Origin of the sequence: Streptococcus mitis, assembly GCF_026782895.1 — a bacterium.
Taxonomy (GTDB): domain Bacteria; phylum Bacillota; class Bacilli; order Lactobacillales; family Streptococcaceae; genus Streptococcus; species Streptococcus mitis_CB.
Genome location: NZ_JAKUXJ010000004.1, coordinates 142283 through 162778, shown reverse-complemented (window position 1 = coordinate 162778; position 20496 = coordinate 142283). Strand labels below are relative to the sequence as shown.

The 20496-nt window shown below is 37.8% G+C and carries 23 protein-coding genes; 5 read left to right on the top strand and 18 right to left on the bottom strand.

The window, feature by feature from the left end; translation table 11 throughout:
* Positions 1–111 precede the first annotated feature (111 nt).
* From metG to MK480_RS04925, 4 genes are all read right to left on the bottom strand, one after another.
* Complete coding sequence (gene metG / locus MK480_RS04940; protein WP_268707269.1) at positions 112–2109, bottom strand: methionine--tRNA ligase; 1998 nt, start codon at positions 2107–2109, stop codon at positions 112–114.
* Between the two features lie 123 nt (positions 2110–2232).
* Positions 2233–3492, bottom strand: a complete 1260-nt coding sequence (locus MK480_RS04935) for an ABC transporter permease (protein WP_268707268.1) — start codon at positions 3490–3492, stop codon at positions 2233–2235.
* A gap of 1 nt (position 3493) precedes the next feature.
* Positions 3494–4195: an ABC transporter ATP-binding protein gene (locus MK480_RS04930; RefSeq protein ID WP_265483264.1), complete on the bottom strand. Its 702-nt coding sequence runs from the start codon at positions 4193–4195 to the stop codon at positions 3494–3496.
* A complete protein-coding gene (locus MK480_RS04925) occupies positions 4179–5381 on the bottom strand; it encodes an efflux RND transporter periplasmic adaptor subunit (protein ID WP_268707412.1) in 1203 nt (400 codons plus the stop codon). The genes MK480_RS04930 and MK480_RS04925 overlap by 17 nt, the downstream gene beginning before the upstream one ends.
* A 287-nt stretch (positions 5382–5668) precedes the next feature.
* Here MK480_RS04925 and gor point away from each other — a divergent pair, with 287 nt between their 5' ends.
* Both gor and MK480_RS04915 read left to right on the top strand, forming a co-directional pair.
* Positions 5669–7015 (top strand): glutathione-disulfide reductase, encoded by a 1347-nt coding sequence (gor, locus tag MK480_RS04920; RefSeq protein WP_268707267.1) that lies wholly within the window; start codon positions 5669–5671, stop codon positions 7013–7015.
* A 195-nt stretch (positions 7016–7210) separates the two neighbouring features.
* Positions 7211–7747 (top strand): biotin transporter BioY, encoded by a 537-nt coding sequence (locus MK480_RS04915; protein ID WP_268707266.1) that lies wholly within the window; start codon positions 7211–7213, stop codon positions 7745–7747.
* 52 nt (positions 7748–7799) lie between these two features.
* Here the strand turns inward: MK480_RS04915 and MK480_RS04910 are convergent, their stop codons facing one another.
* A complete protein-coding gene (locus MK480_RS04910; protein ID WP_000807422.1) occupies positions 7800–8015 on the bottom strand; it encodes a YdbC family protein in 216 nt (71 codons plus the stop codon).
* Between the two features lie 98 nt (positions 8016–8113).
* Here MK480_RS04910 and MK480_RS04905 point away from each other — a divergent pair, with 98 nt between their 5' ends.
* A complete protein-coding gene (locus tag MK480_RS04905) occupies positions 8114–8434 on the top strand; it encodes a hypothetical protein (protein WP_268707265.1) in 321 nt (106 codons plus the stop codon).
* A 30-nt stretch (positions 8435–8464) separates the two neighbouring features.
* Here MK480_RS04905 and MK480_RS04900 read toward each other — a convergent pair whose 3' ends face one another.
* The 8 genes from MK480_RS04900 to rpsP all read right to left on the bottom strand — a co-directional run bounded on the left by MK480_RS04900 (position 8465) and on the right by rpsP (position 12429).
* Positions 8465–8803, bottom strand: coding sequence for an ATP cone domain-containing protein (locus MK480_RS04900; RefSeq protein WP_001196040.1), 339 nt, complete (start codon positions 8801–8803; stop codon positions 8465–8467).
* Between the two features lie 11 nt (positions 8804–8814).
* Positions 8815–9534: a tRNA (guanosine(37)-N1)-methyltransferase TrmD gene (trmD, locus tag MK480_RS04895; protein WP_084926480.1), complete on the bottom strand. Its 720-nt coding sequence runs from the start codon at positions 9532–9534 to the stop codon at positions 8815–8817.
* The gene (gene rimM, locus MK480_RS04890; protein ID WP_084926481.1) at positions 9524–10042 is read right to left on the bottom strand and encodes a ribosome maturation factor RimM; all 519 of its coding nucleotides are present in this window, start codon (positions 10040–10042) and stop codon (positions 9524–9526) included. The genes trmD and rimM overlap by 11 nt, the downstream gene beginning before the upstream one ends.
* A 30-nt stretch (positions 10043–10072) precedes the next feature.
* Positions 10073–10861, bottom strand: a complete 789-nt coding sequence (locus MK480_RS04885; protein WP_261011204.1) for an alpha/beta fold hydrolase — start codon at positions 10859–10861, stop codon at positions 10073–10075.
* Positions 10862–10968: 107 nt separating this feature from the next.
* On the bottom strand, positions 10969–11520 hold the full coding sequence (locus tag MK480_RS04880; protein ID WP_023943056.1) for a hypothetical protein: 552 nt from the start codon (positions 11518–11520) through the stop codon (positions 10969–10971).
* Between the two features lie 7 nt (positions 11521–11527).
* Entirely contained in the window at positions 11528–11854 is a 327-nt protein-coding gene (locus MK480_RS04875) for a MazG nucleotide pyrophosphohydrolase domain-containing protein (RefSeq protein ID WP_033688581.1), read from the bottom strand.
* 43 nt (positions 11855–11897) lie between these two features.
* Positions 11898–12137 carry an RNA-binding protein KphA gene (gene kphA / locus MK480_RS04870; protein WP_000379617.1) on the bottom strand — a complete coding sequence of 80 codons (240 nt, stop codon included), beginning with the start codon at positions 12135–12137 and terminating at the stop codon, positions 11898–11900.
* 19 nt (positions 12138–12156) lie between these two features.
* Complete coding sequence (gene rpsP / locus MK480_RS04865; protein WP_000268760.1) at positions 12157–12429, bottom strand: 30S ribosomal protein S16; 273 nt, start codon at positions 12427–12429, stop codon at positions 12157–12159.
* Positions 12430–12605: 176 nt separating this feature from the next.
* On the opposite strand from rpsP, the gene MK480_RS04860 reads away from it, so the two are divergent.
* Entirely contained in the window at positions 12606–12806 is a 201-nt protein-coding gene (locus MK480_RS04860; protein ID WP_001098347.1) for a hypothetical protein, read from the top strand.
* Between the two features lie 207 nt (positions 12807–13013).
* Here MK480_RS04860 and MK480_RS04855 read toward each other — a convergent pair whose 3' ends face one another.
* The 4 genes from MK480_RS04855 to MK480_RS04840 form a co-directional block, all read right to left on the bottom strand.
* The gene (locus MK480_RS04855) at positions 13014–13916 is read right to left on the bottom strand and encodes a hypothetical protein (protein WP_000386831.1); all 903 of its coding nucleotides are present in this window, start codon (positions 13914–13916) and stop codon (positions 13014–13016) included.
* Positions 13917–13921: 5 nt separating this feature from the next.
* Positions 13922–14725 carry a hypothetical protein gene (locus tag MK480_RS04850; RefSeq protein ID WP_000091993.1) on the bottom strand — a complete coding sequence of 268 codons (804 nt, stop codon included), beginning with the start codon at positions 14723–14725 and terminating at the stop codon, positions 13922–13924.
* Between the two features lie 80 nt (positions 14726–14805).
* Positions 14806–15759 carry a helix-turn-helix transcriptional regulator gene (locus MK480_RS04845; protein WP_000999613.1) on the bottom strand — a complete coding sequence of 318 codons (954 nt, stop codon included), beginning with the start codon at positions 15757–15759 and terminating at the stop codon, positions 14806–14808.
* 135 nt (positions 15760–15894) lie between these two features.
* Positions 15895–17760, bottom strand: a complete 1866-nt coding sequence (locus MK480_RS04840) for an AAA family ATPase (protein ID WP_261011202.1) — start codon at positions 17758–17760, stop codon at positions 15895–15897.
* A 335-nt stretch (positions 17761–18095) separates the two neighbouring features.
* Here MK480_RS04840 and MK480_RS04835 point away from each other — a divergent pair, with 335 nt between their 5' ends.
* The gene (locus tag MK480_RS04835) at positions 18096–18899 is read left to right on the top strand and encodes a peptidylprolyl isomerase (protein WP_261011201.1); all 804 of its coding nucleotides are present in this window, start codon (positions 18096–18098) and stop codon (positions 18897–18899) included.
* Between the two features lie 55 nt (positions 18900–18954).
* On the opposite strand, the gene MK480_RS04830 is transcribed toward MK480_RS04835, so the two are convergent.
* Positions 18955–20496, bottom strand: coding sequence for an ABC-F family ATP-binding cassette domain-containing protein (locus tag MK480_RS04830; RefSeq protein WP_247942081.1), 1542 nt, complete (start codon positions 20494–20496; stop codon positions 18955–18957).

The following is a 20496-nucleotide window of genomic DNA, read 5'->3' as shown; positions in this document are numbered from 1 at the left end:
CTGTAATACCTACTAGTAGCTTCATCTATAATATACCACTTTCACACTAGTTTGTAAAGCATAATAGTTAAAGAAAAAAACAGAACTAGCATGAACTAGTCCTGTCTATTTTTACCCAATCACACTTCCATTCGGTACAGCTGGATCAACTGTGAGAAGGGTTAATTTTCCATCATGTTCAGCTGATAGGATCATCCCTTGGCTGACATATTTCTTCATCATTTTACGTGGTTTGAGATTGGCAACGATTTGAACTTTATTGCCGACCAATTCTTGTTCGTTTGGATAGTATTTTGCAATTCCTGAGAGGATTTGACGATCTTCACCATCGCCAGCATCCAAGCGGAATTGAAGCAACTTATCTGAACCTTCTACTTTAGACACTTCTTTGACTTCTGCGACACGGATTTCAACCTTGTCAAAGTCTTCAAACTTGATTTCTTCCTTGTTTAGTTTGAGTTCAACTTCGTCTGGGTTCCACTCTTTTTCGACTGCTGGTTTGTTGCCTTCCATTTGTTCCTTGATATAGGCGATTTCTTCTTCCATATCCAGACGTGGGAAGATTGGAGTTCCCTTGGCAACTACAGTTACACCCTCAGGGAAAGCAGCCAAGCTCAAGTTTTCAAGGCTCGCTACTTCTTCCAAGCCAAGTTGTTTCAAGACTGCACGACTGGTTTCCATCATAAATGGTTCAATCAAGTGAGCAACGACACGAAGGCTAGCTGCCAAGTGACTCATGACACTTGCCAATTGGTCACGAAGAGCTTCATCCTTGGCCAAGACCCATGGTGCGGTCTCATCGATGTATTTGTTAGTACGAGAGATAAGGGTCCAGACTGCTTCAAGAGCACGTGGGTAGTCAACTGCTTCCATGTGAGTATGGTAGTCAGCGATTGATTCAGCAGCTACTTGAGCAAGAACATGGTCAAACTCTGTTACACCTTCTACATAGGCAGGGACTTGCCCGTCAAAGTATTTATTAATCATAGAAACCGTACGGTTGAGGAGGTTTCCAAGGTCATTAGCCAATTCATAATTGATACGGCCAACATAGTCTTCCGGAGTAAAGGTTCCGTCTGAACCAACTGGAAGGCTCCGCATGAGGTAGTAACGAAGTGGATCTAGTCCAAAACGCTCTATCAACATTTCAGGATAGACAACATTCCCTTTAGACTTAGACATCTTACCGTCTTTCATGACAAACCAACCATGACCAATCAAACGTTCTGGCAATTTGATATCCAACATCATAAGAAGGATTGGCCAGTAGATGGAGTGAAAACGAAGGATGTCTTTTCCAACCATGTGGAAGACTGTTCCGTTCCAGAACTTGTCAAAGTTAGCGTGTTCGTCTTGATCGTAGCCAAGAGCTGTCACATAGTTGAGCAGAGCATCAAACCAAACATAGACAACGTGTTTAGGATTTGATGGTACTGGAACACCCCATGTAAAGGTTGTACGAGAAACTGCCAAATCCTCTAAACCTGGCTCGATGAAGTTGCGAAGCATTTCATTCAGACGACCATCTGGAGTGATAAATTCAGGATGGGACTTAAAAAATTCAACCAAACGATCTTGGTATTTGCTGAGGCGAAGGAAGTATGATTCTTCAGAAACCCATTCCACTTCGTGACCTGATGGAGCGATTCCACCAGTTACATTTCCAGCTTCATCACGGAATACTTCTGCGAGCTGGCTTTCTGTAAAGAATTCCTCATCTGAGACTGAGTACCAACCAGAATATTCACCCAAATAGATGTCATCTTGAGAAAGTAAGCGTTCAAAGACTTGTGCGACAACTTTTTCATGGTAGTCATCAGTTGTGCGAATAAACTTATCGTATGAGATATCGAGTAATTGCCAGAGTTCTTTGACTCCAACTGCCATCCCATCAACATAAGCTTGAGGTGTAATTCCAGCTTCTTCTGCTTTCTGCTGGATTTTCTGACCGTGCTCATCAAGGCCTGTCAAATAAAAGACATCGTAGCCCATCAGGCGTTTGTAACGTGCTAGGACATCACAAGCAATGGTTGTGTAGGCAGAACCGATATGAAGTTTTCCAGATGGATAGTAAATCGGCGTTGTAATATAAAAATTCTTTTCAGACATAATTTTTCCTTTCCAGGCAAATGAAACCTGTTTTTCTAACACTTCATTATATCACATTTTTACTGATTTTCGATAGGGAAATCCATACAAAAACAAGATAGACGAGTGTCCATCTTGTTTATTCTATTCATAACGAAGGGCTTCGATTGGATCAAGTTTCGATGCCTTGTTGGCTGGCAAGACTCCAAAAATCATACCAACACTAGCCGAAACTGCAAGACTAAATAGGGCAACTGGGATTGATACTCCCACTTCTATACCCGCTATCAATCCTTGCAAAAGTAGGCCAGCTATAGCAGTTAAGCCTGTCGCAATGGTTAGACCAATAACTCCGCCAAGCAAGGTCAAAATAATGGATTCAATCAAAAACTGAATTAAAATATTGGCACGCGTTGCACCCAAAGCCTTACGGAGACCAATTTCACGGGTACGCTCTGTCACCGAAACCAGCATAATGTTCATAACACCAGTCCCTCCAACAAAAAGGGAAATTCCTGCAATGGCACTAATAATCGTAGTTATAAAACCGAACATTTGTTGAACTTCGTTGAAGGCTTCTGTTGCATCTGCTACCTGATACTCCCCTTGTTGGAGACCAGCAATCTCCGTCATTCTTCTTGCCAACTCTGGCCCCAAAGTCTGGCTCAAGCTGGTATCATTAACACGAAAGACAATATTTGAAATCTCGTCTGTGTTAAAATTGACCGCAAGAGAAATATTAGTCGTAATTGGTAGTCCTCCGACTCCAAAGGTTTTTGCAGCCTTAGCTTCTTTACTTTCATAGACACCAATAACACGGTAGCTGATTTCATTTACTTCAACAATCTGATTGAGTGCATCTTTTGCTGAACCAAAAAGGCTCTTGGCTAGTTCATCATCTAGGATAATCACACTTGCAAAATCTTTATAATCTTGCTCTCTAAGACCACGACCTTCAATGATTTCATTTTCGACCGCATCCATATAAGTGACATTTCCACCTGTCATGTTAGCGTGTTCGACCTTTTTATCCTTATAGGTTAAGGTAACATTCGTCGAGTTGGTTAAATAGTAGCTATCCACTCCCTTGAGATTAGCAGCTTCCTTGACCCAAGCTTCTTGAGGTTTTGGTGGTTCAACAAAAACTTCCTCTTCTTTCCCAGAAACTGTCAAAGCTGATTGTTTTTGGGTAAAAGAACCATCTTTACTTTTAATTGGCGAGAAAAAAACATGAATATTCTTCTGTGACTTGGTCATGGTTTTATTGACCTGACGAGACATGGAATCACCTAGAGCCATAATCACAACAACTGAGGAAACACCGATAACAATCCCAATCATGGTTAAGAAAGAACGCATCTTGTGGGCCATAATGGATGAAAAGGCAAATTTCAGATTCTGCATCTTAGTTTTCCTCCTTTTCTAACTGAGCACTATCAGATGAAATAACTCCATCTCGAATGACAATCTGGCGTTTGGCATAAGCAGCGATCTCAGGCTCATGCGTTACCATGATAATGGTTGTTCCTTCTTTATTTAGTTCAACTAATAATTGCATGATTTGATTACCTGTTTTGGTATCCAAGGCTCCTGTCGGTTCGTCCGCTAGGATAATAGAAGGATTGTTTACCAAGGCACGCGCGATGGCTACACGTTGCTTTTGACCACCAGATAATTCTGAAGGTAAATGGTGACTACGTTCAGTCAATTCAACCTTATCTAGATATTCCTCAGCTAACTTTCGCCGTTTTGAAGCCGAAACTCCTGCGTAAATCAAGGGTAATTCTACGTTTTGAAGAGCATTAAGCTTAGACAAGAGAAAGAACTGTTGAAAAACAAATCCAATCTCTTGATTTCGAACTTTGGCTAGTTGTTTTTCACCAAGTCCAGCCACTTCTTGGCCTTCAAGATAATACTCTCCACTGGTTGGTGTATCCAACATCCCAATGGTGTTCATGAGGGTTGACTTACCTGAACCGGATGGTCCCATGATGGCAACAAATTCACCCTCATTCACTTCTAGGTTGATATTTTTGAGAACCTGCAGTTCTTGGTCACCATTACGGTAGCTTCTGCAGATATTTTTTAGACTAATTAGTTTCTTCATCAGCCTTCACCTCTTTTCCCTCCTCTAGAGAAGACGTTGGGTTACTGATGACCTTGACTCCATTTGTCAGACCTGAAGTGATTTCTTGGTTGTCTGCATCAGCATTTCCCAAACCAACTTCCACTTTCTTGGCCTTTTTCTGCTCGTCAAGTACCCAGACATAATTCTTATCATTTTCCATAACAACACTTGTTAAAGGAACCAAAATAGCTTTACTCTTGTTCTTGACCTCAACACTTACAGAAAATCCTTGTTTCAAGTCACCGATTTCACTTGTAACATCAATGGTATATGGGTATTTGGAACCAGAATTACCAGCTGCTGCGGCAGCCGCTGTACTTGCTGCTTCGCCATTGTTTTTAGGGTAGTCAGAGATATAGCTAATCTTACCAGTCCAGCTCTTATCTTGGTAAACTTTAGAAGTAAAAGTTACTTCTTGTCCTACAGAGAGGTTGGCAAGGTTATATTCAGATAGTTCACCCTTAACTTGCAAGTTTTCATTGCTAACGACATGAACTACCACCTGGCTAGCTCCAGTTGGAGATTTAGAAACATTACGATTGACTTCGACCACAGTTCCCTCTAGGGTACTAAGAACCGTCATTGCATCCAACTGACTTTGAGCCTTACTTAATTGTGCTGCTGCATCTGCACGAGCATCACGAGCATCCCCTAGTTGTGCATCAATAGATGACACTGCATTCCCTGAGACTGGAGCTGGAGTTTGGGCTGCTACACCTTCGCCTCCTGCTGGTACTGGTAACTGGGGAGCTGAAGCAGCTTCATTTCGTGCTTGATTTAGTTCGTTGATATGACGATCTGCCTTCGCAACTGCTCGACTCGCTGAATCATAGGCCGCCTGGGCTTCTGAACTACTGTACTTGACTAAAGCCTGTCCTTCACTGACTTTATCACCCACAGAAACAAGGATTTCATCTAAATCTCCCTTACTAGCATCAAAATAAACATATTGTTCATTTTTTGCTGTTACTGTCCCTGACAATAAAACAGAAGATGCCACGCTCCCTTCCTTGGCAACAACAAGATGAGTAGCCTCATCTTTTACAGCAGTCTGAGAAGGTTGTCTAAAGAGCAAAATGCCTCCAGCACCCAATACAACTACACTTGCAGCACCAATTGCTGCATACAATTGCCACTTTTTAGCTTTACCATTCTTTTTCATAATGAAACTCCTTTTTGATTTAAAGTTCTTAACAATATTATACAAAAATTATCAATTTGAAACAATAACATTTCAGAACGAAATAATGACATTTCAGGATTTAATTATTGTTCGGATTTTTTGTTTAGTTATTGTACTAGATATATAATACACTTTATTTTTATTTTTTGCAAGCCTTTTCTTTAATTTTTTTGAACGTAGCAGATTTTTGCAATCACATCAAAAAAAAGATAGAATATGACTATCAAAAATGACACTCTACTATTTAAAAGAGTACAAAGGAGTTTTCAATGAGAGAATACGATATCATTGCTATCGGTGGAGGTAGCGGAGGAATTGCTACCATGAACCGTGCTGGTGAGCATGGAGCCAAAGCAGCCGTTATTGAGGAAAAGAAATTAGGTGGAACCTGTGTCAACGTCGGTTGTGTTCCGAAAAAAATCATGTGGTACGGGGCGCAAATCGCTGAGACTTTCCATCAATTTGGAGAAGACTACGGCTTTAAGGTTACTGATCTTAACTTTGACTTTGCAACCCTACGTCACAATCGTGAAGCCTACATTGATCGCGCTCGTTCTTCTTATGATGGCAGTTTTAAACGCAATGGTGTAGACTTGATTGAAGGTCATGCTGAATTTGTAGATTCTCATACTGTCAGCGTAAATGGTGAACTGATTCGTGCTAAACATATCGTGATTGCTACTGGTGCCCATCCAAGTATTCCAAATATTCCTGGTGCTGAGCTAGGTGGCTCTTCTGATGATGTATTTGCCTGGGAAGAATTGCCAGAGTCAGTTGCTATTCTAGGCGCGGGTTATATTGCCGTTGAATTGGCTGGCGTGCTCCACACTTTTGGTGTCAAGACAGACCTCTTTGTTCGCCGTGATCGTCCTTTACGTGGTTTTGATTCTTATATCGTTGAAGGTTTGGTCAAGGAAATGGAAAGAACAAACTTACCACTTCATACTCACAAAGTCCCTGCTAAGTTAGAAAAAACTGCTGAAGGCATTACTATTCATTTCGAAGACGGAACTAGTCACACAGCTAGCCAAGTTATCTGGGCTACTGGTCGCCGTCCAAACGTTAAGGGCTTGCAACTTGAAAAAGCTGGAGTAACTCTGAACGAACGTGGCTTTATCCAAGTTGATGAATACCAAAATACTGTTGTTGAAGGAATCTACGCTCTAGGTGATGTAACAGGTGAAAAAGAACTGACTCCAGTTGCTATCAAGGCTGGACGTACTTTGTCTGAACGTCTCTTTAACGGCAAAACAACTGCAAAAATGGATTACTCAACTATTCCAACTGTCGTCTTTTCACACCCTGCTATCGGAACTGTTGGCTTGACAGAAGAGCAAGCTATTAAAGAATACGGTCAAGACCAAATCAAGGTTTACAAATCAAGCTTTACTTCTATGTACTCTGCTTGCACTTGCAACCGTCAAGAGACTCGTTTCAAATTGATCACAGCTGGTTCAGAAGAAAAAGTTGTCGGACTTCATGGAATTGGCTACGGTGTTGATGAAATGATTCAAGGATTTGCTGTTGCTATCAAAATGGGAGCAACCAAGGCCGACTTTGACGCAACTGTGGCGATTCACCCAACTGCATCTGAAGAATTTGTAACCATGCGTTAATCAAAACAAAAGAAGCTGATACAAATGTGTCTACTTCTTTTTTAATGTCTTATAAATCGACAAAAAATTATCCAAGTTAACCAGTAAGCAAAATCGGCCGTTACAGTTTTTGTTACCTTGATTCAAAAAGTTGGTTGACAATTATTCCTCTACGAGTATAATAGTTACTATACATCAGAAAAGAGGTTAACTATTTTGAAAAAAGCTCACGTTTATGCTATCCCTGCTATTGGAGCTGCTCTCATTGCTGTTTTGGCACAAATCAGTCTTCCAATTGGACCTGTCCCCTTCACTCTGCAAAACTTTGCCATCGGCTTGATTGCTACTGTCTTTAGACCGAGAGAGGCTGTACTTTCTGTCGGACTCTATCTTCTTCTAGGTGTCATCGGTCTTCCTGTCTTTGCAGGAGGTGGAGCTGGTTTTCAGGCTTTAGTTGGCCCTACTGCAGGCTATCTTTGGTTTTATCTTGTGTACTCTGGACTTACTTCTTCCCTAACCAACAGCAAGAGTGGTGTTGTCAAGATTTTTCTTGCAAACCTCTTGGGTGATGCCCTTGTCTTTGTCGGAGGGATTCTCAGCTTGCATTTCCTAGCTGGAATGGCATTTGAAAAAGCTCTTGTTGTGGGGGTCATTCCCTTTATCCTTCCAGATCTTGGTAAACTTCTAGCTATAAGTTTGATTAGCCGTCCCCTACTTCAACGCCTTAAAAATCAGACTTACTTTGCTAACTAAAAAGGATATCGAGTTGTCATGACTCAATATCCTTTTCTTTCATTTTGAAAATTTAATTTCCTTTAAAGGCATCCACCATCGTTTGAAATTCTTCATTGGAAAGAGTAATTCCTTTGCCCATCTTCGTATGGTCTGGGCTCCAAGCACGAATATCAAACTTTGCAGGGGCACCATTAAAGCTCACACGGTTGATTTCCTTGGTCCAACCTTTTTCGTTTTCAGAAAGAGTCAACAAATGCTCTTCGATTTCAAATGTAAATTCTGCCATTTTCTTCTCCTTTTTTAGCTTTCATTTGATTATTCGTAAAATCTTGTAGATTTTAGGAAAATTTTATATAATATTGATATAAAAGAAGGGAGGCCAATATGAGACATATATTCCAGCAAGTTCTAGATAAAATACATGACTTTTTAAATGGACATGACCAACCTGACCAGACTGAAACCAACTCCCTTACGGCTACTATTGAAGAGGCTATCCAGAAACAAACCGCTGTTCACCTTATCTTGTCTGAGACAAGCTTTACAGGTGACATCATCAAATACGATCAGCAACGCCAGCAAATTATCGTGAAAAATTTTGCCAAAAATGTGACCCGTATTATCCGCATAAGCGATATTCAACGCCTGCGATTTGTCCCTTCAACCGTCCAAACAGCCCAAAAAAATAGATTTAAGAAAGAGTGAGATGTAGTTGCTTCATCCCACTCTTTTTTCTTAGCGAATTTGTTCAAAATGTAAATGAACTGCGATATGATCTCCATAACCACTTCTTTCCAAGTCACGTTGTAGACGATAGGAAATGTAGTGTTCTGCAATGGTAATGTAACCTGCACCCAGTAAACGATGTTCAACCATAGACTGAATCATGCTGATGGTAGCACGTTCCACCTTGGCTTCTTCCAAATCCAAAACCACTTTCTTAGTGACTTGTGCAAGGTTTTGACGCAAATCATCTGTCAATACATAGACAGTCTGGGCTGCCTTTAAGATAGCTTGGTAAATCTTATCTGGATTAAATTCAGCAATTTCTCCATCACGTTTGATTACTTGCATAGGTTTCTCCTTTATTCTTTGTTTTCTTTGATTTCTGCCAGCATTTTTTCTTCTTCTGCTGTCAGTTGATAATGTTCAAGCAAATCCGGTCTGCGTTCATAGGTTTTCTTCAAACTCTCATACAATCGCCACTGACGAATCTTTTCATGGTGACCACTCATCAATACATCTGGTACAACCATACCTCGATAATCATAGGGACGTGTGTACTGAGGATATTCAAGAAGGCCAGAAGAAAAACTATCATCTTGGTGGCTGGACTCCTTGCCAATCACTTCTGGAATCAGGCGAACCGTCGCATCAATCATGGTCATGGCCGCCAATTCTCCACCAGTTAAGACATAGTCACCCAGGGAAATCTCATCTGTCACCAAGGTCTTAATACGCTCATCATAACCCTCATAGTGCCCACAGATAAAGATTAACTCTTCCTCTTGAGCCAAATCCTCAGCATAAGCCTGATTAAACTGCTTTCCAGCAGGATCGAGGAGAATGACGCGCGGATTTTTCTTTTCAATAGCATCAAAGGCATCGAAAATGGGTTGGGCTCGGAGCAACATCCCCTGACCTCCTCCGTAGGGCTCATCGTCGACATGGCGGGCCTTTTCAGCATATTCTCGAAAATTATGATACTGGATATCCAAGAGCCCTTTTTCTCGAGCCTTTCCAACAATTGAGTGCTCCAGTGGAGAAAACATCTCTGGAAAGAGGGTTAAAATATCAATCTTCATCGTCTAACCCTTCTAAGATTTCCACATCGACGCGGTTATTAGGAATATCAACATTGAGAACCACTGGTGGGATATAAGGTAATAATAAATCACGCTTTCCTTTCCGCTTGACCACCCAGACATCGTTGGCACCTGGTTGCAGGATTTCCTTGATGGTTCCAATCAGGTTCTCTCCCTCATAGACTTCCAAACCGATAATCTCGTGATAATAAAATTCACCATCGTCTAGGTCATTCAAATCTTCCTCAGCGACCTTGAGACTGTACCCCTTGTACTTTTCGATAGCGTTGATATGGTACATATCTTTGAATTTAATAATGTCAAAGTTCTTCTGTTTACGGTGGCTAGCGATGGTCACTGTTTGAACAAACTGATCTTTTTCATCAAACAAAGCCAGCTCAGCCCCTTTTTTAAACCGTTCTTCTGCAAAATCCGTCACAGACAAGACTCGCATCTCACCCTGCAACCCCTGCGTATTGACGATTTTCCCAACATTAAAGTAGTTCATCTTGTCTCCTGTACTCTATTTCTATCCATCTTATTCGGACAATTCTCGAATAATAGTCACAATTTTTTCTGATTCTGACCATTGTAAATAATGGTGATTCCCTCCTAAAATGAGTTTAGTATTGGAAGTCCAATATTCTGATTCTCTGTACTCTTTTTCTCTATAAGGCTGACAAAAAATAAATACAGGGACATGAGATTGTATTGATAAATTCTCAAAATCTTCCTCAGTAATCTCTCCAGATATCTGAAATTCTGGATCTTGATTTTCCAACTCTAAGCCTTTTTCTTGCATTATTTCCCAGATTTCTTTATTAATTTCAGGGCTAAATGTTGCTTGAGTTAAGTTCTTAAAATAAAATTCAGGACCACACTCCTCAATCAGCCTCATCTGCTCTTCCATTTCTGGATAAGGATTTTCTGAAAAATCAGCAAACATGACGTTTTTAGTTGTCGGTTCAATTGCTACTAAAGCCTGACACTTAATTGGTTTGTTGAGCAATTTACAAGCTAAAATTCCACTCAAACTATGTACACAAAGTATATATTCAGAAATCCCTAATTCTTCAAGTACTTCATAAACCGCATCTGCAAGATTATCTAGATTTTTTCCAGCTTGGTCATGAATCGGACTCCTACCTGTGTTCGGAAAATCAATTGTCAAATAACCAATTGTAGGAGGAAGTTTTTCAAGTATAAGTGAAAAATTTTCATAACTTGGTAGCAAACCTGCGCCACTTAAACAAACTAGTATTTTCTTTTGCTTTTGATAAGTAACAGAGAGACTACCAATTTCTGTAGATACTTCAAACCTCTTCATAAAGAAATCCACTCGTTCTATATAATGAATTATTAAAAATCCTTATCCTTTATTTTATCACGTTCCAAAGATTTTCTCAAGTTAGAGGAAAATACATAGAGGGCCCGCTATAGTCCAAAAAGTGCTAATATTTTCCTCTTTAATGTTAATTTATATTTGAAAGATGAGATATTTACATTCCCGTTATACATATTGCTATAAAATGTATATTCCCCAATTTCACCCTGACTTGTTTTCCATTTCATTCTTAAACTAGGCATATTCTCTGGTAAATTTGTATGAATCAATAAGCATGTATAATTCTTTAAATTTTTAACTGTATGCAGTTTATTATTTACAATCAAACAATCGTTTCTTGAATCATAGTTTAAAGAATAAAATTCTACTATTTCAATATCAACTTCTTTGGGATAAAAAATCAAATGATTAAAAGGTTTGCTACTTATATTATGTGTAAATTCATGAATATAGTGAAAATTTGTATGTAAAGATTCAAACTCGAATGGTTTAATTTCCTTGATTTCAATATTATTGATATAAACCTTATTTTGGAACGTTATCTTTATAATCACAGCAATAAATGTTGCAATTTGTAAAATTCGTAATAGCCAATCAATATACATTGACCAATCTATGTTAAAAACACAATCAATATTCATTCTTTTTTCAGTTTTCTTTCAAAAAGCCTTCCAAATCTCGTTCATGCTGATATTTGATAGCCGCCTTTTTGTCTTTTTCAAAAATGGTCTTGGTTAGATCTATGTCGTTGATGGCCGCAATTGCGACAGTGTAGTGAATGATATCAGCCAATTCTTTTGCTAGTTCCTCGTTCGAATCTTGAACTCCCTCTTTTCGACCAGAGCGTCCATTTAAAACCTCAGCAACTTCTCCAACTTCTTCTACTAGCTTAATAAAAAGCCCTTCTTCTGTTCTAGATTGTCGGTAATGGTCAAGTAAATATTCCTCTAGTTGTCTAACTGTTAAATCTCTCATTCTTTCTCCTTGCAAAAAAAGCGAGACATTCGTCCCGCCCTTCTTATTTTTCGTCAATAACGATTCTTACTTTTTTGTCTTCAGTTGGGACAGAGTAGACAATCGTTCTTATCGCAGAAATAGTGCGACCCTTACGACCGATTACACGACCCACATCGCTTTGATCAAGATCCAAATGATATTCCAAAAACTCTGGTGTATCTTCAATCTTGATAGTTAAGGCATCTGGTTGTGAAATCAAGGGTTTCACAATCGCAATAATGAGATTTTCAATCGTATCCATCTGTCAACCTACTTTAAATTTATTTTGAGAATTTAGAATCGTGGAATTTCTTCAATACACCTTCTTTTGAAAGGATGTTGCGAACTGTATCTGAAGGTTGAGCTCCATCAGCCAACCATGCAAGAACGCGGTCTTCTTTCAAAGTTACTTGGTTTTCAGCAACAAGTGGGTTGTAAGTTCCAACTGTTTCGATGAAACGTCCGTCACGTGGTGAACGTGAATCTGCTACGTTGATACGGTAGAAAGGTTTTTTCTTAGAACCCATACGAGTCAAACGGATTTTAACTGCCATTTTTAAAGTCTCTTTTCTTATTTTTTATTTCGGTGAAATAGCTGAGCTATTTAGCACATGTTCTATTATATCAGATTTCTGACAGGTGTCAAGAAAAAAACTTGACAGACTATAAAATTTTTACACCATTTATAAATTGGTTAGACTAATAAAGATAAATTAGAAAGAGAAACTTTATGAATACTACAATAGAGAACATTTACAAAGACCATCAAGTCAAAACCTTTATCTCTCCTGAACGTGATGTGGATGCTTGGCTCCTAAATCCCAAGCCCGTTCCTAAACGAAATATGGTACTACTTAAAGACAATCTCCTGGCAGGAGATATCATTCTACTATGGAGAATCCACTTTGGAACTTTTACCACCGAAACATGATTTTAAAAATTTCCATTCGAATATGATTCAAAATTCTCTTAAAATCAACGTTTTCTCGTTTTTTTAGAAAACAAATTTTCATCTAATTTGAATAACTTTCAATTAAATGGTGTGAATTTCACCCTAAAAACACACGAATTGAGCTAAATTTTACTAAAAAGTTCATACAATTATATATTCATGAAATTGCGACATATTCATCATTTATCAATCCCCAATAAATAAGTTTTCCCACTGAGTGATAGATGCTGGTAGGATCAACTTATACTTCTCATAGAAATCTAACAAATCGTTGTCCCCTATCCTAACTACATTTTCAATCTTATCTAAATTTATCACTCTCGGAGCATATAAATATACTATATAGCCTTCATCTAAGTATTGTTTAAATTCTAAGGCGTCAAGTTCCTTTGCTTTCTTTCCTTTCACTTGAACTACTGCTTTTCTCGGGTTATCAATTTCTCTTGAAATCATTTCACATTCAATTTTTATAGTAGTTGATTTCTTTGCAATTGAATTAGAAAGGACATAGTAGTTTTCCTTAATTTGAAGATATGAGATGACAAGTTCTTCTAAATCAAATTCAGGTAGATTATCGAGGAGACCTCCACTATAGGTTGTTACCTCAAAATAATTCTTTTTCGAAAATTTATTAAATATCAATTTTGAATATTCAATTATGCTTTTATCCCGTATCCTCTCAACTGTACCACCAAGAGGTCTATTAAACGATGACTTTATCTGTCCAGGGACTTGCATTCCCACGTTAAATGCATCAACTTGGATAACTGATCCAATATCCAAATGAGTATCACAAACTACTTTGGCTTGAGATTTCGCTTTACATATCCAATAATTTCCACTTAAATCTCGTGTCCAGAATAAATCATCTATCTGAGCATCCTTAAAAACATTTATTGCTGGATTCGCTCTGCCTCTTTCTTTTTTTATTCGTCCATAGTATTCATTAAAGTCTTCTTCCCGAATATCGCTACTTAAGCGACTCCAACCAAGTGCAAGATACTGTTCAGAATTATTTAAACAGAAGCCAATTAACTCTTTCCTAATGTTATCGTCTCTTTTTAAATGTATTCTAGTCACATAATCCATTCAAATTAGCCTCTCTTACTTTTTTCTTTCAAGATTATTTCGACTCCCGCTTGATGTAAAATATCATATCTAACACGACTTACTTCTGATTCATCGATTAAATTAAGAAGATGATCAATTTCTTTTCTTCCTTCTTCACTTAACTTTGGCTTTATATCAACTAAGTTTTTTTGTAGTCTTAAAAACAATTGAATAGCTACTTCGTAATCTTTTTTCTCTTGTAATTCTTGCTGCTTGGCTAAAAATTCTTTTTCTTTCTCTTCGTTTTTCTTCCTATTTTGTTCAGCCATTTCACAAAGTATTTCATAATCCACTGTTTGAGTCTCAAAATCTTTTTTTACCAACTCCAACATTTGAGGCGTAATACGAATACGATTATAAGCTTCTTTTACTAAGGAAGTGATTTTATCCCAATAAGGTATTTCTGAGTCTTCTCGGAACATTAATATTTCCCGATCCGTTATCACAATTTTCTTTTCTTCATCAATGAAATAGCCTTTTTCTTTGTAATTATTTAACTCAAAAATATACTTCTCTAATCTCCATTGTTTGACAATTTTTTTGGCATTGTCAGATAAATCAGCGTTGACCACATATCCATATAACCAATCAGGAAGATTAATATCACCTATAGTCCATCTTTGTTTCTCATCTGAGTATATTTTATTTCTTAATTCTCTGTCGGGAAATTTAACTTTATTAAAAACGTACTTAATAATCTCGTCACCCTCTTGAATGTATTCGTTCCAATACTTGCTATACTTAGCGTAGGGGCTAAATGGACGAGTTCTATATATAACTCTACTCATTTCATCTTCTCCTTTAGTTGGTGAAATTCACAGTATTCTTTTATAACAGATAAAACTTTCTCCCAGTCTTTCTCAAACATCTAGTCAATGTAATTTTCTTCCATTTTCTTAATAAGAATCTTCATGTCATCAATTAACGACTGTGGAGACAATACCCTTAAGGATTCCGCTTGACCCAATAGCCACCTCTTCAGCCCTGGTGTATCCTGACTCACAAATTCAATAATATTACCATTTGATGTTTTTTCAATAATTTTTGCTGTTGGGAATTGATCAACAACAATTGCTGAATCATTGACAAATAGGACTCTGATCTTTAACTCTTTTCCTATGAATGGATCTACACGTTTATTACGAATGTCTCCATCACGAAATTTTCTTCCATATGAGAGAGAAGGTTTTTTCTTTTCTTTAGATTCTACCCAACTAAGAATTCTATCTAGTTTCAAGGTCATATAAGAATCAAAAACTAAATTATAAGCTACTATGTAAAAGTAATGAGTATCATAATAAAGCGATACCGGGAAAATGGTATGATGCTTTTTAGTATTATAGGGAGATTGATATTCAATATCTAGTAGCAATTCCTTACGAATCATTTCAGACCATTCCCAAACCTTATCAATACGATTTTGTGTATCTGACAATGGTGCATAATTTAGCAACTCACTTGCAATAATACTGGAAACTTCATTTTGCTCATCTTTTGAAATAAGTGCTAATAAACTATCAAGTAATGACTTGTTTTCTTCCTTATTCAAAGATCGATTTTCTAGTAAAATCTTTGAAATTACAAGAATATCCTTTTTATTAAACAAAGATTTTCCTTTTAAGTATCTTGTATGGTGCTTTGCATCATAAGCAAGCTCTGCTGCAACCATTGGTTGTGTATCTAAGAAACCAGACAAGAGAGAAAAATCTCGTTGTATAGTTTTTTCACTAACACCAAATTCATCAGCAAGCTGAGCCTTAGATAAATGCGCGCCAGACTGTAAGCGTAAAAATATAGTTAATAAGCGTTCTTGGTCGTTCATATAATTCTAATCCTTTACTAATATTATAGCATTCCCAATGGTTCAGATTCAATCAATTTCTTAGTTCAAATCTTTTACTGATAGTACTCTTTTTCAAGCACCGATTTCTTCTTTTAGAGCCTACTATAGATTTCTCTACCTTCCGAATCCTATCAACGATATTGATTTTGAAGATTTTGCTTCAATAGCTACAATAGCCTTATTGATATCTGTCAATGTAATTTGATTTAAAAAGTTTTCATCTTCTAATTGAATCTTATCACCTTCAACCACGCGTTGTGCTTGACAGAAGACAATCTCATCTACTAATTTACGAACGTATCGAGCATTTCCAAAATTGCTACAATTTACAACTTCTGAAAAATGCTGACGTAGTACCATCTTACAATCGTCGGTTAATTGATAATGTCTTTTATTTATCATCAATTCTAAAATAGCAATTAGTTGATCAATTGTATAATCGAAAAATTTTATTTCTCTGGAAATTCTAGAGGATAATCCTGGATTAGTTTCAATGAATTGAGCCATCAATTCTTCATAACCAGCAAAAATAACCAAAACCTCATCCCGACGATTTTCCATTTCCTGTATAATCGCTGAAATAGCTTCATGTCCGAAATCTCTATCACTACTTGGAATAAGACTATAGGCCTCATCTATAAAGAGTACTCCCCCTCTTGCATCATCAAAAACTCTTTTTACTTTTGGAGCAGTTTGACCAACATATTCACCAACTAATTCCGTTCTACCTACCTCCACTAACTTATTCTCTTTAATTATCTTATTGTTGTATAAAATTTCTGAAAAGAGCCTAGCAACTACAGTTTTCCCAGTCCCAGGATTTCCGGAAAAAACAAGATGACGATTTAATACTTCGTTACTAAATCCATGTGCCTGACGCATTACAGAAACTCGACTATATGCTAACTGCTGCTTTAGGACCATTTTCACTTCTTCTAAACCAATTAATTCACTCAGCTTTTTCTCCGCATTTTCTTCATCTTCAACTGAAGATTTATTTTGGAGAATGAATCCATCGAGATTTAATTCATTTTTTTCTGAAGGATCATAATTATTTTGCACTGCAAATTCAATAAGCTCTTGAACAAAAAGGCGAACTTCTTTGGCATCCTTTAGCACGTGATTTTCAGCTACTAATCGTTCAAAATCTTCGTTACTCAAATGAACACCTTTTTGATTTAGCATTTGAATACCAATTCCTTTAAGCTCTGATTCATCATACCGGGGGAAATTAATAATTGATACCTTATTAAAAACATCGAGTAACTCTTTTCTAATAGCTTCTGCTTCTTGAATGCTTCTAGAAATAATAATATTAAAGGAATTCCCCTTCTTTTGTCGAAAATTATCAAAAATATCTGATTTTGTTTTTGATCTTGCCGAAAGATAATCAACTAATACAGCGAAATATTTTTCACTCATTTTAGGAACAAAATAATGATTGCAATTAACAAATATCGCATTCATACCAAAGATAGACTCTAGAAACTTGATTGCAAACTTTCTACCCGTTCCTTTCTCACCAGTAAAAATATAAAAATGTTGTTGATTTTCATTATTGCTTATTTTTTCTTGGAAGGATATATAATCAATGAATTCTCGAATAGCTCCTTTAAATTCAATTAGGGCAATAATATCATTCAACTCGTCCAACTTTTCTAAATTGGGTTTTAATTGTTCAGAAAATCTTTCTTTTTCTGCACTAAGTAAGAATTTGACTAAATCTCCTATATCACTTCTGCCAAGTTTCTTGATAAAATCACTTTCTATTAAAGGCTCTACCTTAGCTAGTAAGAACTCATAATCAAAAAAATCATTTATTTTTTTCATAATTTCTTGGTCATTGTAATTTTCTTGAGAAATAAGATAGTATGATTCTCCTTCTTTCAAAAAAATTAAATGATTAGACGTAATAAAATCATTCGTCTGAGTTTTAAAAAAATCATCAGGATTCTTAAATTCAACTTGATAGTAATTCATTCACTCTCACCTCTTTTTATAATAAATTAATTTTACAAAAAAGGATGGACATTTATTGTCTAGTTAATTATTTTTTAAGAAAATAAAAAAGAACACCCAAAAAAGTAATCTTTTTAAGTATAGTAATTCTTTCGAATTAACGTTTACTAAATTGTGATGCTTTACGAGCTTTCTTAAGATCTGGTTTCCTAAATACTTCGAGTACACTTATGGTATTGATACCCCTAAACAAGCGACTTTCTGGTTGGCTTCCTCTTAAACTGTCTTGTCACTAACATTTGAAATCCACTTCCTTTTAGGGTACAATAGTAGAAATGATTTTTGAAAGGATTCCCATGAAAAAAATAGTAACACTTCTATTAATCTCAACTTTTGCCCTTGCTGGATGTAGCAGTATCCAACGTAGTTTGCGTGGTGATGACTATGTAGATTCTAGCTTGGCCACTGAGGAAAGCTCCAAAGCAGCAGCCCAATCTGCCAAGGAGTTAAACGATGCTTTAACAAACGAAAACGCCAATTTCCCACAACTATCTAAAGAAGTTGCTGAAGACGAGGCTGAAGTGATTCTCCACACAAGTCAAGGAGATATCCGTATCAAACTCTTCCCTAAACTCGCTCCTCTAGCGGTTGAAAACTTCCTCACTCATGCCAAAGAAGGCTACTATAACGGTATTACCTTCCACCGTGTCATCGATGGCTTTATGGTCCAAACTGGAGATCCAAAGGGAGACGGTACAGGTGGTCAGTCTATCTGGCATGACAAGGATAAAACTAAAGACAAGGGAACTGGTTTCAAGAACGAGATTACTCCTTATCTCTATAACATCCGTGGAGCTCTTTCTATGGCTAATACTGGTCAACCAAACACCAATGGCAGCCAGTTCTTCATCAACCAAAACTCTACAGATACCTCTGCTAAACTCCCTACAAGCAAGTATCCAAAGAAAATCATCGAAGCCTATAAAGAAGGGGGAAACCCTAGTCTAGATGGCAAACACCCAGTCTTTGGTCAAGTGATTGACGGTATGGATGTTGTAGATAAAATTGCTAAAGCCGAAAAAGATGAAAAAGACAAGCCAACTACTGCTATCACAATCGACAGCATCGAAGTGGTGAAAGATTACAATTTTAAATCTTAAAAACCAAAAAAATACAGTATCCACATTCGGTACTGTATTTCTTTTATCCTCATTCTTAAGTTAGCTTGTTAAAATCCCAGATTTGATCCATCCAGCCTTCATAGAAGTCTGGTTCGTGGCAGACCATAAGGATAGACCCTTTGTATTCTTTAAGAGCACGTTTGAGTTCATCCTTGGCATCCACATCCAAATGGTTGGTCGGCTCGTCCAGCACTAAGACATTGTTTTCACGATTCATCAAGAGACAGAAACGAACCTTGGCTTGTTCCCCACCTGACAAGACCTGAATTTGGCTTTCAATATGCTTGGTTGTCAGACCACAACGGGCAAGGGCTGCACGGACTTCTGCTTGGTTGAGAGCTGGAAAGGCATTCCAAACAGCCTCTAGTGGTGTTTGACGATTGCCACCTTCTACTTCTTGTTCAAAGTAGCCAAGTTCTAGGTAGTCTCCACGTTCAACCTCTCCAGCGATTGGTGGAATAATACCCAATAGGGACTTCAAGAGAGTTGTTTTCCCGATACCATTTGCCCCGATAATAGCAACCTTTTGATTACGTTCAAAGGTAAGATTTAAAGGCTTGGTCAGAGGACGATCATAACCAATTTGCAAATCCTTGGCTTGGAAGATAAAGCGCCCTGGCGTACGAGCTGATTTGAAATCAAAGGATGGTTTTGGTTTCTCACTTTGTAATTCGATAATATCCATCTTATCCAATTTCTTCTGACGAGACATGGCCATGTTTCGTGTTGCAACACGCGCTTTGTTTCGGGCTACGAAGTCTTTGAGGTCTGCAATTTCTTTTTGCTGACGTTCGTAGGCTGCCTCCAGCTGAGATTTCTTCATGGCATAGACTTCTTGGAACTGGTAGTAGTCACCAGAGTAACGCGTCAGCTGTTGATTTTCCACATGATAGACAATATTGATAACATCATTGAGGAATGGAATATCGTGTGAAATAAGGACAAAGGCATTCTCATAGTTTTGGAGATAGCGCTTGAGCCAATCAATATGCTCAGCATCCAAATAGTTGGTCGGCTCGTCCAAAAGCAAGATATCGGGCTTTTCAAGGAGGAGTTTAGCCAAAAGTACCTTGGTTCTTTGCCCACCTGACAAAGAGGTTACATCCGTATCCATGCCAAAGTCCATGACACCAAGGGCACGCGCTACTTCATCAATCTTAGCATCCAAGGTATAGAAATCACGACTCTCCAAACGGTCTTGAAGTTCTCCCACTTCTTCCATGAGAGCATCAACATCTGCTCCGTCTTCAGCCATTTCCATATAAAGGTCATTGATACGAGCTTCAGCTTTAAACAGCTCATCAAAAGCTGTACGGAGCACATCACGCACCGACTGCCCTTCAGCAAGGACTGAGTGTTGATCCAAGTAACCGGCAGTCACATATTTGGACCACTCAACCTTTCCTTCATCTGGCAGCATTTTACCAGTCACAATGCTCATAAAGGTTGATTTTCCTTCACCATTGGCACCGACCAGACCGATATGTTCTCCCTTAAGGAGGCGGAAGGACACATCTTCAAAAATTGCACGGTCACCAAAACCATGACTCAGATTTTTAACTTCTAAAATACTCAT